Annotated in this window: 13 protein-coding genes; all 13 read right to left on the reverse strand. The window is 38.8% G+C overall.

All coding sequences use genetic code 11. The features are described from left to right. Positions 1-144: 144 nt before the first annotated feature. Entirely contained in the window at positions 145-1,458 is a 1,314-nt protein-coding gene (gene trmFO / locus JNUCC52_RS08520; RefSeq protein WP_337981913.1) for an FADH(2)-oxidizing methylenetetrahydrofolate--tRNA-(uracil(54)-C(5))-methyltransferase TrmFO, read from the reverse strand. Between the two features lie 18 nt (positions 1,459-1,476). Continuing rightward, the gene (gene topA / locus JNUCC52_RS08525; RefSeq protein WP_173477772.1) at positions 1,477-3,555 is read right to left on the reverse strand and encodes a type I DNA topoisomerase; all 2,079 of its coding nucleotides are present in this window, start codon (positions 3,553-3,555) and stop codon (positions 1,477-1,479) included. Positions 3,556-3,646: 91 nt separating this feature from the next. Continuing rightward, the gene (gene dprA, locus JNUCC52_RS08530) at positions 3,647-4,543 is read right to left on the reverse strand and encodes a DNA-processing protein DprA (RefSeq protein ID WP_337981914.1); all 897 of its coding nucleotides are present in this window, start codon (positions 4,541-4,543) and stop codon (positions 3,647-3,649) included. Positions 4,544-4,796: 253 nt separating this feature from the next. Further along, positions 4,797-5,699, reverse strand: coding sequence for a succinate--CoA ligase subunit alpha (sucD, locus tag JNUCC52_RS08535; RefSeq protein ID WP_173477774.1), 903 nt, complete (start codon positions 5,697-5,699; stop codon positions 4,797-4,799). Positions 5,700-5,716: 17 nt separating this feature from the next. After that, on the reverse strand, positions 5,717-6,877 hold the full coding sequence (gene sucC, locus JNUCC52_RS08540; protein ID WP_173477775.1) for an ADP-forming succinate--CoA ligase subunit beta: 1,161 nt from the start codon (positions 6,875-6,877) through the stop codon (positions 5,717-5,719). 155 nt (positions 6,878-7,032) lie between these two features. Then, positions 7,033-7,341 carry an EscU/YscU/HrcU family type III secretion system export apparatus switch protein gene (locus tag JNUCC52_RS08545; protein WP_173477776.1) on the reverse strand — a complete coding sequence of 103 codons (309 nt, stop codon included), beginning with the start codon at positions 7,339-7,341 and terminating at the stop codon, positions 7,033-7,035. Further along, positions 7,338-9,233, reverse strand: a complete 1,896-nt coding sequence (locus JNUCC52_RS08550) for a TP0910 N-terminal domain-containing protein (RefSeq protein WP_337981915.1) — start codon at positions 9,231-9,233, stop codon at positions 7,338-7,340. The genes JNUCC52_RS08545 and JNUCC52_RS08550 overlap by 4 nt, the downstream gene beginning before the upstream one ends. Before the next feature lie 15 nt (positions 9,234-9,248). After that, positions 9,249-10,004 (reverse strand): ribonuclease HII, encoded by a 756-nt coding sequence (gene rnhB / locus JNUCC52_RS08555; RefSeq protein WP_337982205.1) that lies wholly within the window; start codon positions 10,002-10,004, stop codon positions 9,249-9,251. Between the two features lie 115 nt (positions 10,005-10,119). Then, the gene (gene ylqF, locus JNUCC52_RS08560) at positions 10,120-10,995 is read right to left on the reverse strand and encodes a ribosome biogenesis GTPase YlqF (protein WP_173477779.1); all 876 of its coding nucleotides are present in this window, start codon (positions 10,993-10,995) and stop codon (positions 10,120-10,122) included. A gap of 137 nt (positions 10,996-11,132) precedes the next feature. Further along, positions 11,133-11,699 (reverse strand): signal peptidase I, encoded by a 567-nt coding sequence (gene lepB, locus JNUCC52_RS08565; protein WP_173477780.1) that lies wholly within the window; start codon positions 11,697-11,699, stop codon positions 11,133-11,135. A 112-nt stretch (positions 11,700-11,811) separates the two neighbouring features. Further along, entirely contained in the window at positions 11,812-12,156 is a 345-nt protein-coding gene (gene rplS, locus JNUCC52_RS08570) for a 50S ribosomal protein L19 (protein ID WP_139860434.1), read from the reverse strand. Positions 12,157-12,282: 126 nt separating this feature from the next. Then, positions 12,283-13,011, reverse strand: coding sequence for a tRNA (guanosine(37)-N1)-methyltransferase TrmD (gene trmD, locus JNUCC52_RS08575; RefSeq protein WP_139860438.1), 729 nt, complete (start codon positions 13,009-13,011; stop codon positions 12,283-12,285). Next, entirely contained in the window at positions 13,011-13,526 is a 516-nt protein-coding gene (gene rimM / locus JNUCC52_RS08580; protein WP_139860436.1) for a ribosome maturation factor RimM, read from the reverse strand. The genes trmD and rimM overlap by 1 nt, the downstream gene beginning before the upstream one ends. Between the last annotated feature and the right edge of the window lie 186 nt (positions 13,527-13,712).

Here is a 13,712-nt window from a genome sequence, read left to right on the forward strand (position 1 = left end):
CTATCTTCGTAATATAGCAAGTGAAAATGGTTATATTTTGAGAAAATCACTATACAAAATAATAAAATACGTGTAATCAAGCATTTTGTCTACACAAAAGAAAAAGCCTCTAAGAGTATATCAACTTTTAGAGGCCTTTGGCAATTAAATTGTTTGTGAATTCACAAAATTTCGAATTGTGCTCATTGCACGATTTGCATGCATTTCCGCACGCTCGGGTTTTGAACGACGTCCAGGTGGTAATTCAGGGAATATACCAAAGTTAACGTTCATCGGTTGGAAATTTTTCGATTGTGCTTCTGTTATATAACGCGCCATACTACCTAATGCAGTTTCAAATGGGAAAATAATTGGCTCTTGTCCTAATGCTAAACGTGCCGCATTAATCCCTGCAATTAACCCACTACCTGCAGATTCAACATATCCTTCTACACCAGTCATTTGGCCAGCAAAGAATACATTTTTTTGTTCACGTAACTGATATGTTTTTTCTAGCACTTTCGGTGAATTAATGAAAGTATTTCGGTGCATTACGCCATATCGTACGATTTCAACATTTTCTAGGCCTGGTATTAGTTGCAGCACTTCTTTTTGTGGTCCCCATTTTAAATGAGTTTGGAAGCCGACAATATTATAAAGTGTACCTGCAGCGTCATCTTGGCGCAGTTGTACAACAGCATAAGGTCGTTTTCCTGTTTTCGGATCTTCAAGACCTACTGGCTTCATCGGTCCAAATAACATCGTTTTTTCACCGCGTGCTGCCATTACTTCAATTGGCATACAGCCTTCGAAATAAATTTCTTTTTCAAATTCTTTTAATGGTACAACTTCTGCCTCGATTAATGCTTGGCGGAAACGATCAAATTCTTCCTTTGTCATAGGACAGTTTAGATAAGCAGCTTCCCCTTTGTCATAACGAGATTTTAAATAAACTTTATCCATATCGATGCTATCTTTTTCAATAATTGGAGCTGCTGCATCATAGAAATACAAATAGTCTAGACCTGTTAAACCTTGAATTTTTTCAGCTAATGCTTTTGAAGTTAGTGGACCAGTTGCAATAACTGTAATACCTTCTGGAATTTCAGTAACTTCTTCATGAATTACTTCCACTAAAGGATGATTTTTCACTGCTTCCGTTACATAGCCAGCAAATTCGTGGCGGTCTACTGCAAGTGCTCCACCTGCTGGTACGGAGCAAGCATCCGCCGCTTTTAAAATAACAGAATCCAATAGACGCATTTCTTCTTTAATAACACCAACAGCATTTGTTAATGTATTTGCACGTAGCGAGTTTGAACAAACAAGCTCTGCAAATTTATCAGTATGGTGGGCAGGTGTTTGCTTTACTGGACGCATTTCATAAAGTTTAACTTTTACACCACGCTTAGCGATTTGCCAAGCAGCTTCACTTCCCGCAAGGCCTGCTCCTATTACATTTACAACTTGTTCAGTCATGTTCTTACCATCTTCCTATCATTGAGTTGGTGTCTCTTCATAGTCACATTTCGTACACTGAATTTGCACACCTTTTTTTAATTTTTTCTCTACTAATAATGCACTACATTTCGGACATGGTCTACTAATCGGCTTGTCCCATGAAACAAATTCGCACTCTGGATATTGATTACATCCATAAAACAAGCGCTTAGTTTTACTTTTGCGTTCCACAATTTCGCCCGTTTCACAAGAAGGACATTTAACCCCAATTGGCTTCATAATGGCTTTTGTGTTACGGCAATCTGGGAAGTTCGAGCAAGCCATAAATTTCCCATAACGACCTAGCTTGAATACCATTGGTGAACCACATTTCTCACAATCCTCACCAGCTGGCTCATCTTTAATGACTACTTTCTCCATTTCAGCATCTGCATGCTTAACATGAACCTCGAAGTCTTTATAAAAATCATCGATTACTTCAACCCATTTACGACTACCTTCTTCAACATCATCCAGATCTTGTTCCATTTTTGCTGTAAATTCGATATTTATTATATCAGGGAAAAATTCCAGCATTTGTTGATGGACGATTTCACCAAGCTCTGTCGGCATAAATCTTTTGGCATCGAGCACAACATAGCCACGGCGTTGAATCGTATCAAGAGTCGGTGCGTATGTCGATGGTCGCCCTATTCCTAACTCTTCCATCGTTTTCACAAGTCGCGCCTCAGAATAACGTGGTGGTGGCTGCGTAAAGTGTTGCTTTGGCTCAATTTCAAGTGATTTCACCTGATCGCCAATTTCCATTTCAGGTAGAAGTTTCGTCGTTTCCTCTGTTTGATCATCCGTACCTTCTATATATAGTTTCATAAATCCAGCAAATTTGACTTGTGAGCCATTTGCTCGGAATAAAACATCACCATGTTGAAGGTCTACTGCAACTGTATCTAATACAGCAGGTGCCATTTGACTTGCAATAAAGCGCTCCCAAATCAAACGGTATAAACGTAGTTGATCGCGACTAAGTACTGTTTTTAACTCTTCTGGTGATCTCATCGTACTTGTAGGACGAATTGCTTCATGGGCATCTTGTGCATTGGACGCCTTTTTAACCTGCTTTGTTTCTGTCGAAATATATTCTTTTCCGTACTTTGTCTCAATATACGAAACCGCTTCCGCCTTAGCAGTTTCTGATATACGCGTTGAATCTGTACGCATGTAGGTAATTAAACCGACAGTACCTTCTTTTTTACCAATATCAATACCTTCATACAATTGCTGCGCAAGCATCATCGTTTTTTTCGCACGGAAATTTAGCTTACGCGCTGCTTCTTGTTGTAAAGAAGATGTAGTAAAAGCAGGTGCGGCATTTCGTTTACGCTCTTTTTTCGTCACATTTACGACTTCAAATGCTGTTCCTTTAACATTTTTTAAAATGGACTTTACTTGCTCTTCATTCGTTAATTTTATTTTATCTTTGCCGTTACCGTAGTATAGTGCATCAAATGTCTTCTTGCCCTTTTCAAAAGAACCTTCAATTGTCCAATACTCTTCTGGCTGGAAGTTTTTAATTTCGTTTTCACGGTCAATAATCATACGTAATGCTACGGATTGCACACGCCCCGCAGATAAGCCCTTTTTAACCTTTTTCCAAAGAATTGGGCTTATATTATAGCCTACAAGTCGATCGAGCATACGACGAGTTTGCTGTGCATCTACTAAATCCATATTTATAGCACGAGGATTTTTAAAGGATTCTAAAATTGCATCCTTTGTAATTTCATTGAAAACTACTCGACAATCCGAGTTAATATCAATATTTAATGCAGTCGCAAGGTGCCAAGCAATCGCTTCTCCCTCGCGGTCTGGATCGGCCGCTAGATAGACTTTCTTCACTTTTTTAGCCGCAGACTTAAGTTCCTGTAATACAGGTCCTTTACCACGAATTGTAATATATTTAGGTTCATAATTATTTTCAGTATCTACGCCCATTTGGCTACGTGGTAAGTCACGCACATGCCCGACTGATGCTTTTACTTTGTATTTTTTTCCTAAATAACGTTCAATTGTTTTTGCTTTTGCTGGTGATTCTACAATCACTAAATAATCCGCCATCTATGTCTCCCCCTTAGCGAGGTCTATTGCTAATTTTTTAAGTTACCTGTTGCAAAATGTATAACAGATTTTAAGATAATGCAACTTTTTTTCAATTTTTGCTAGAAAAGAGCGAAAGTGTTTCAACGATTTGGTGACCATCGCACACGGGAATAGCTCCTTCTAAAAGTAATTTATTTGTCCCTTTTGACTGCTCTGCATGAATTGGTCCAGGTACAACAAATACATCTTTTCCTTGCTCTAATGCACATTCTGTCGTAATTAATGTTCCACTTTTTAGTGCCGCTTCCGTAACAACTAAAGCTTGAGACAGCCCACTTATTAATCGGTTACGCATCGGAAATTGCCATTTTGTCGGTTTCATGTAAGGTGGATACTCTGTAATAAGTAAATGGCTCTCTGCCATTTTATTAGCAAGCGCTCGGTTTTCTTTTGGGTATAGAAAATTAAATCCATGCCCAAGCACTGCGATTGTATGGCCTCCAAACTTAATTGCTGCCTCATGAGCCATTGTATCTGCACCTCGTGCAAGCCCACTCACGACCGTGTACTCGTTTTCAACAAGCGAAGGGACGATTATGTCTATTGCAACTTTAGTATAGGCTGTAGCCTTTCTTGAGCCTATAATAGCTATCCGCTTATCTCTTTCCAGCAGGGCGCGTTGACCTTTCACATACAATACAGTAGGTGGACTAGGTATTTCAAATAATTGCGCCGGGAAATATGGGTGATTAAAAGGTATGGGGAAAATATTTGCTTGTGCGTACACCTCTTTGAGTGGCAAGTTCATTACGCGCTGGAAATTTTGAGAAATTTGCAAAGCTTTTTGCCTCGTTATTTGCAAAGTGCTTGCAATCTCGTTAGGGTGTGCTTCTTCTAAATAACTTAATACATCCACCGGGGACAATAACTGTTGAAGTTTTTGGAGTGGTAATGGATATACATAATGCATAGCTAGCAGTCTCTGAGTATCTACTGAGAAAATCATTTAAAAACCTCCTTTATAATAGAAGAAATTAAATGACCGCAAATTCATTTCATCACAAAAAAGTAGAAAACAATGTGTGTATACACTCATATGCACACGAGAGAGCGCCCTGTCTTGCCGCTTCATCTACTCGAATTTTCACACCCGAGTTTCTAGTGTTAAATATTCCAAAAGGGAGGGAACAATTCAAACACTATCATTTAAACAGAGAAAAAGAGAAAAGATGTAGCCACAATGTGCTACATCTTCCATTTTAATGGGTTTTACATTTTTCGTATAGCCCTTTTTCTTTAATTACTTTAATAAGTGTTTCACCGATAACAGATGGCGTTTCAGCTACTTCAATACCAGCTTCGTTCATCGCCTTAATTTTTTCAGCTGCTGTTCCTTTACCACCAGAAATAATGGCACCTGCATGTCCCATACGTTTTCCTGGAGGTGCAGTTTGTCCACCGATAAAGCCAACGACTGGTTTTGTCATATTCGCTTTAATCCATTCCGCTGCTTCTTCTTCAGCCGTACCACCAATTTCCCCAATCATGACAACTGCATATGTGTCAGGGTCATTGTTGAATGCTTCAAGTGCGTCGATAAAGTTAGTCCCATTCACAGGGTCTCCACCGATACCTACAGCTGTTGTTTGGCCAATTCCAGCTTGCGTCAATTGGTGAACCGCTTCATATGTTAATGTTCCTGAACGAGAAACAACCCCAACATGACCTTTCGTATGAATATAACCAGGCATAATACCAATCTTACATTCATCTGCTGTAATAACACCTGGACAGTTTGGTCCAACTAGGCGTGTTTTTTTGCCTTCCATAAAGCGTTTTACCTTAACCATATCAAGGACAGGAATATGCTCTGTAATACAAATTGTTAATTCTAGTTCAGCATCTACAGCTTCTAAAATTGCATCTGCTGCAAAAGGTGCAGGTACATAAATAACTGAAGTCGTCGCACCTGTTGCCGCTACAGCCTCAGCTACAGTATTGAATACAGGTACGCCTTCAATTTCAAGACCTCCCTTTCCAGGTGTTACGCCTGCTACGATTTTTGTACCATAATCAAGCATTTGCTTCGTATGAAATAGCGCCGTTTCGCCTGTAATCCCTTGTACAATTACCTTTGTATCTTTATTAATAAATACAGCCATTGTTCTCCCTGCCTTCCTTAGCCTACTAGTTCCACAATTTTTTGTGCACCGTCAGCCATTGAATCTGCTGCTACGATGTTTAATCCAGATGCATTTAAAATTTCTTTACCAAGCTCTACGTTCGTACCTTCTAAGCGTACTACTAATGGTACAGATAAACCAATTTCTTTGGCTGCAGTTACTACACCATCAGCTATAATGTTACATTTCATAATTCCACCGAAAATATTAACGAAAATACCTTTTACATGTGGATCTGAAAGAATAATTTTGAAAGCTTCCGTTACTTTTTCAGCTGTTGCACCGCCCCCAACATCAAGGAAGTTAGCGGGACTGCCGCCGTAGTAACTAATTGTATCCATCGTTGCCATTGCTAGACCTGCACCATTTACCATACAGCCAATGTTGCCATCTAGAGAGATATAGCTAAGATCGTATTTAGATGCTTCGATTTCTTTTGGATCTTCTTCATCAAAATCGCGTAATTCGACAATATCTTTATGACGGTATAATGCATTTGCGTCAAAATTGAATTTAGCATCTAGTGCCACCACTTCCCCTTGTCCAGTAACAACAAGTGGGTTAATTTCTACAATAGAAGCATCTTTATCGATAAATGCTTGATATAAACCTAACATTAATTTAACAGCTTTACCTACTAGGTTCGCTGGAATATTCATATTAAACGCCATGCGACGTGCTTGGAAGCTTGTTAGTCCGATTACTGGATCTACAACTTCTTTGAAGATTTTTTCAGGATTTGTTTCTGCTACTTCTTCAATATCCATGCCACCTTCTTCTGAACCCATTACAGTTACACGAGATGTAGCGCGGTCTAATACTAAACTTAAATAATACTCTTTTTGAATATCAGAGCCCTCTTCAATATACAAGCGCTTTACTTCTTTTCCTTCTGGACCTGTTTGATGAGTTACTAAAACTTTACCTAATAACTCTTTTGCGTACGTACGCACCTCATCAAGGTTTTTTGCGATTTTGACACCACCCGCTTTACCGCGTCCACCTGCATGAATTTGCGCCTTGACTACAGTAACATTTGAGCCAAGTTCCTTCGCTACCTTCACTGCTTCATCAGGGGAAAAAGCAACTTTTCCATTTGGTACTGCTACACCATATTTTCTCAGAATTTCTTTCCCTTGATATTCATGGATATTCATAATACATCCTCCCATCAAACATTTGCATAAAATTGTTTTACTAACATAATCTATTCTAACGAAAGATTCTGATAAAGTCTACACTTTGTCTTTCGTTCAAAAATTCTCTAATCTTATGACGTTTTCTTCTACTTCGTGTACTAAAACAGAGAATTCTAAATATCAGAATACTTTATTTTTTCTATATTTTTGCTATGTTCTTGGTCTAAATGATATATAAATGCAAAAACTTCTGCCACAGCTTGGTATAATTCTTCAGGTATGGACTCATTTAAATCTAATTGTCCAAGTAATTGGACAAGGTTTGGATCCTCATAAATAGGCACATTATGCTCATTTGCCCGTGCCAATATATTCTCCGCCACCTTGCCTTTACCTTTTGCCACGACAGAGGGGCTATCTAATTGTCCTAGCTTATAAGTTAGAGCAATTGCTTCTTTACGAGTCTTTTTTTCTTCACTCATATGCGGAAATCCACCCCACTATTTTCCTCCTGCTGTTGTACTACAGGGGGTGTTTTTTCTAGTTGGGCTTTTTCAAATTTTTTAATAAAGACTCCTGAAAGCTGATAATTTTTTTTAGCTAGACCTATTTTTAATGCATCTTTTAGTGGATCAGCAAGCGGAATAATATTTGTTTGCTCATTAAATACAGTGACCGTTACGACACGATTTTGAACTTGCATATCAATAACGGTTTCCTTCATTGATTCCATTTGTAAATAAAATAATATACGCGCATAGTTAGCATCAATCTTTCCATCTTCTTTCATTCGCCCATTCCACTGTAATGTCGCATCCATTTTCTTACCGAAAAACTCAAGTGGTACTTGCATCACAAGTTGATGTTGATGACCATTTTCTCCAGACACAAGCTGCATGCCATTCATACGTGTCATTAACATTTCAGCAGCTTCTTTTAGCTGTGGTGTAATTTGCGCCTCCTGAAGCAATGTATGGAGCTGAGGCTTTAATTGGTGTGCAATCGTTTGTAAATCTGCAGATTTACTACTAAGTGCAGCCTCATAGCTAATACCCAGACTTTTCAAAACCGTTTTGAGCGCATGTTCCATTGCCTTACTATCCATCGAATTGCGGACATGTGCATCAGCTTCTGTCAGCAGTTGCTGAATCCCTGGCTGTGGCGTTTCAATACTAGTCTTCACAAGATTGCGCAATAGTGCTTCATTTTGTGCTGGTAAAGTTGTTTGTTGCTTTACCAACGATAATAAATGTTCCTTTACAGAAAGACCATTCGCATCTTGTGTAAATAATCGCTCGGGTATATTTTGAGTAAAAGCTTTGATTAATTGCTCCTGCATTTGCTTTGCAAATATGTCTAATGTTTGTTTATTAATTGGTAGTTGGTTCAATCTATCAATCATTTGGTTAAGTTGTAACTTTTGCTCATTCGTCAATAAACCTTGACTCGCTGTCCAAGCTTTTAGCTGGTCAATAAGCTGGGCTTTATTTTCTGGGTTTGTCGCTAAAATCGTTTGAATTACTTGGCCAGCCTGTTGTTGTTGGCCTTGTTGCACAGATTTTGTATCACTTAATGACGCCCAATTTTGTAAAGTTGCCTGTTGCGGTAAAATCCCTGCTTCCTTTAACAAATTTAATGCTTGTAATCGCTCGCTCACAGATGCAGCATTATTCGTTAAAAGTTGTATTGACTTTGATAGCACTAACGCTCCCGTTTCTGCTTCAAACGGCTTTGCAATCGCTGTCACTTGTTGCATCAAATTTTGCTTCATATTTTCTTGCAATACCGTATCCTTCGCTAATAACTGTGTAAAGGTATCCATAATAGCCGTCATGCCTGATGTTTTTTGCCCACTAACGAGCGCTTGGAACACATCTTGAAGCATCGGCATTTTCAGTTCGACCATTTTTTGTAATGCTTGCAAAGCATCCATCTTTGTCACACCTTCGGGTAATGCCTTCATCCACATCTCTGCCTGTAGGAGCTGCTCCTTAGATATCGGGATTTGCGCCTTTATAAAATGCGCTAATACTTGCTGCATTTCCGTCGTTTTTGGCAAATTCATCGAATCAAGTAGCTGATTTATTTGCTGACTCGCGGAAGTTTCTTGTCCCATTGGTCCTGTAACAACCTTTAACTCTGTTTGTGGACTTGTCCCTGTTACTTGAAAGAAATGTGCATCCCCTGCTTTAAGTGGTACTTCAAGTTTAGCAATGAGTTTTTGATTACCAATCTGAATTTCTGCTGTTTGATCTGGATATAGTTGTTTAATTGTGCCATGAAATACTTGTCCTTGCTTTAACGCAAGTGGTTGATTCGCTTGCATTAAAGTAGTTGATTGCGCTTGTATCGGATTAAACGATGTAGCTGTCATCTAAATACTCCTTTCTCACATGGATTTTATAGGCTCAAATGACTTTCGATGGTGTATTGTTGGTCCGAATGTTTCAAGTGCCTCTAAATGTTGTTTCGTACCGTAACCAGCATGCTGTGCAAAGCCATACATAGGGAAATCTTTATCCAATTGTTCCATATAATCATCCCTAGCCGTTTTTGCTAAAATAGAAGCCGCTGCAATCGCTAAGCTTTTAGCATCTCCTTTAATAATGGAATCCTGAGGAATTGCTATTGGTAATGTCATTGCATCAACTAATACATAATCAGGCATAATAGACAATGATTCCACGCTTGTTTTCATCGATTGCTTCGTCGCTTCGTAAATGTTCAGTTCATCAATGGTTTTTGCTGATTGAAAATGAATAAAATAACTAATAGCATGCTCTTTTACCAATGTTGCAAAGGCATTACGTTTTTCCTTTGTTAATTGCTTCGAATCATTTAATCCAACAAGAGCATCACAGTTTTTTGGCAAAATAACAGCCGCCGTTACAACTGGTCCAGCTAATGGCCCACGTCCAGCTTCATCCACACCTGCAATCAATGCATCTTTGCCACCGTAGCGCTGATCGAAATCTATTTTAGCTTGATGTTCGTCAATTAGTTGTTGTTTTTTGTCCTGACGTTTTTTCCAACTAAGCCACGCTTTCTGCACGCCTGCACGTTCATCATCTGCAACTGCTGTCATCCATTCTTGCCAATCCTCAGCTATTTTTAATGCTGCTGTAATCTCTTTAATCGTTTTCATCATTTTACTCCCTTTTTCTCACTCTATATCCTTTATCGGCAACAACTATTATTTCCTAAAAGAAAAACTGCCATGCTCACGTTTTATTGCGTGAGCATGGCAGTTTTTTTGCACATTATTGCTGTGTTGCTTCTTTTTCAAGCTGTTCGTCAACAAAGTCAAATGTTAGCTTCCCTAAAAGTAACCCACGAATATCTCGAACGATAAGTTGTGCTACTTGATCATAATCGATTTCTCCACCTGCGCCAAAAACACGACGAAGCTTGCCGATATGGTCAAAAGTTTCTACTAAATCCTCATGCATAAATCGGAAACCATAACGTTCCTCCATGCGTGTTGGATAATGCGTCGATAAAAACCGCAATCCGTAAACAGCTAAATCTTCCATATTTGTAATAGTATCTTTAATAGCGCCTGTTAATGCTAGCTTGTAGCCGACTTCTTGATCTTCAAACTTTGGCCATAAAATTCCTGGAGTATCAAGCAATTCTAGTTCCTTGCCGACCTTGATCCACTGTTGGGCCTTCGTTACACCTGGCATATTGCCTGTTTTCGCTATATTTTTCTTCGCTAATCGATTTATAAGTGTTGATTTGCCAACGTTCGGAATCCCTACTATCATTGCACGGATTGCTCTTGGTTTCATTCCACGAGACTTCATGCGGTCAAATTTTTCTTTTAAAATTTCCTGAGCTGCCTTTGTAACGAGTTGCAACCCTTTCCCTTCAAGAGAATTAATGGCCACCGCCTTATGACCATGCTGCGCAAAGTACTCTACCCATTTGCGTGTTTCCTGTTCATCTGCCATATCTGATTTATTTAAAATAAGCAATCGTGGCTTTTGATTGATAACTTCATCAATCATTGGATTTCTAGAAGATAGAGGCAAACGTGCATCAATCAATTCAAAAATAATATCTACTAGCTTTAATTTTTCTGTTACTTCACGGCGGGCCTTCGCCATATGCCCTGGAAACCATTGTATAGTCATTTCTATACCTCCTAAATAAGAAAAGCGCATTCGCCTCCTGTACACGTAATTAACGCGCAGTGCAAATGCTAAAATCGAATAAGATAACTTATGTTCATAGACGTTAAGAAAGGGAGGGTTCGCCTCCCTTTCAAACATTACTTCACAATTTTTATATCGCTATACGGCCAGAAAATAAGGCTCGTATTACCTATTATTTCTTTCTGATCGACGATTCCAATATGACGGCTGTCCTTACTATAACGACGATTATCGCCCATGACAAAAACATAGCCCTCTGGGATTACATCATTAAGTGATACATCAATGTCATTTAACGTAAAATCTTCTGTTAATGTACCCTCTGTAATTTTGGCTTTGTAGGCATCTAAATAAGGCTCGTCTATCGGTTCACCGTTAATGTATAACTGATCATCTTTATATTCTAACGTTTCACCTGGTAACCCAATAACACGTTTAATGTAGTTTTTTTGTTCTGGTGCATGGAACACAACAATATCAAAGCGCTTTGGTTCACCAATTTTATAACCAATTTTATTAACAATCATTCTGTCGCCATCTTCAAGGGTTGGCATCATGGACTCTCCATCAACTGCAATCGGTGTAAATAAAAAATAACGAATAACTGCTGCAATCGCAAATGCAATTAATAGCGCCTTTGTCCATTCCCATAATTCATTCTTTTCTTTCACTTGTTTTTCCATTATGAATTGCCCCCTTGTCTATCCTCATCCTCATTTTAGATGATTATTATTTAAGATGACAAGCAAAAAGAAAAGGAGCTTGCAATACAAGCCCCTCACTTTTAAGTCATAATTATCGAATTTCTTTAATACGAGCAGCTTTACCACGTAGGTTACGTAGGTAGTAAAGTTTAGCACGACGTACTTTACCACGACGTACAACTTCTAAGTTAGCGATTTTTGGTGTGTGTACAGGGAATGTACGTTCAACACCTACACCGTAAGAAATTTTACGAACTGTGAAAGTTTCGCTAATACCGCCACCACGACGTTTGATAACTACACCTTCGTATACTTGGACACGTTCACGTGTACCCTCTACTACTTTCACGTGTACCTTAACAGTATCACCAGGACGGAAAGCAGGTAGATCAGTACGAAGCTGAGCTTTAGTAATTTCTGTAATAATGTTTGACATTGTTTTCTCTCCTTAGACAGATGCTCTTGCACGCAATCTATGCCACAGCGGAACACCGTAATTCAGCACTTCACATAGAAGTACAGAATAGATGTTATCACATATACTGCATGCAAGCAAGTATCTTTATAGTTCTTTTTTAAGTTTTTCTAAATACAATTTTTGCTTGTCTGTTAATGGATAATGCTCGAGTAGATCAGGGCGACGCTCGAATGTTCTTTTTAACGATTGTTCTTCACGCCATTGCTCAATTTTTGCATGATTGCCTGATAATAATACTTCAGGTACTTGCATACCTCGAAATTCAGCAGGTCGCGTATAATGTGGGTGTTCTAACAAACCAGTTGAAAAGGAATCTTGTATATGAGAATCTGCTTGTCCTAAAACACCTGGTAAAAGTCGTACAACGCTATCAATAACCGTCATCGCACCTAACTCTCCACCTGTTAATACAAAGTCTCCAATAGAAATTTCATCGGTCACTAGGTGCTCACGAATGCGTTCATCGTAGCCTTCGTAATGCCCACATAAAAATACTAATTCGCTTTCTTGCGCAAGTTCCTCCGCTTTTTTTTGAGTGAATCGTTCACCTTGCGGACACATTAAAATGATGCGTGGTTTTCTGTCTGCTGTAATCGCCTCCACAGCGCTAAACATCGGTTCTGGCTTCAACACCATCCCTGCACCACCACCATATGGATAATCATCTACTTGTTTATGCTTGTTGCCTGAAAATGCACGAATATCGGAAACTTCTAGCTTTACCGCACCTTTTTCCTGCGCTTTTTTCAGAATCGATGCACCAAACACACCCGAAAACATATCAGGAAATAGACTTAACACATGAATATTCATCATAGCAAGCCTTCCATCACATGAATGACAATTTTCTTTTCTTCCACATCAATATTTTTTACGATGTCTTCGATATAAGGAATGTAGTGTTCTTTTTTAGCACCTTTCACTACCCATACATCGTTTGCGCCTGTTTGTAGAATATCTTTCACTTCACCAATTGTTTCGCCTTCTTCAGATACAACTGTACAGCCAATAATTTCATGGAAGAAAAATTCATTTTCTTGCAATAAATCATCAGTCATTTGATCTTTCGTTATTTTCAGCATGCCTTCTTTGAACGGTTCGACAAAGTTAATATTATCCATGCCCTCAAATGTTAATAAAATAAAGTTTTTATGGCGGCGTACTGATTGAATTGTTACCCACGTTGGCTTTTTATCGTCTTTTTTAAACGCTGCAAGCTTATTTCCAACCGCAAAGCGCTTTTCTTCAAAATCTGTAGTCGATAATATACGTACTTCCCCACGGATACCGTGCGTGTTGACAATACGACCTACATTAAACCATTCCATCCATTTCACCTCTATACCGTTATATATCCGTACTATATAAAAAAAGGAAGGAACCAGCAAGCTCCCCCCTCTTCTATCCAGATTTTACGCTACACATTTACTGACCCCGTCGAATTCTAGCAACGTATGTATGCATACTTGTTAGAATTGTTCAGTGCAAAACGGCGACAAGTTGCATAGTTGCTA

It is taken from the genome of Lysinibacillus sp. JNUCC-52, from assembly GCF_015999545.1.
Classification (GTDB): domain Bacteria; phylum Bacillota; class Bacilli; order Bacillales_A; family Planococcaceae; genus Lysinibacillus.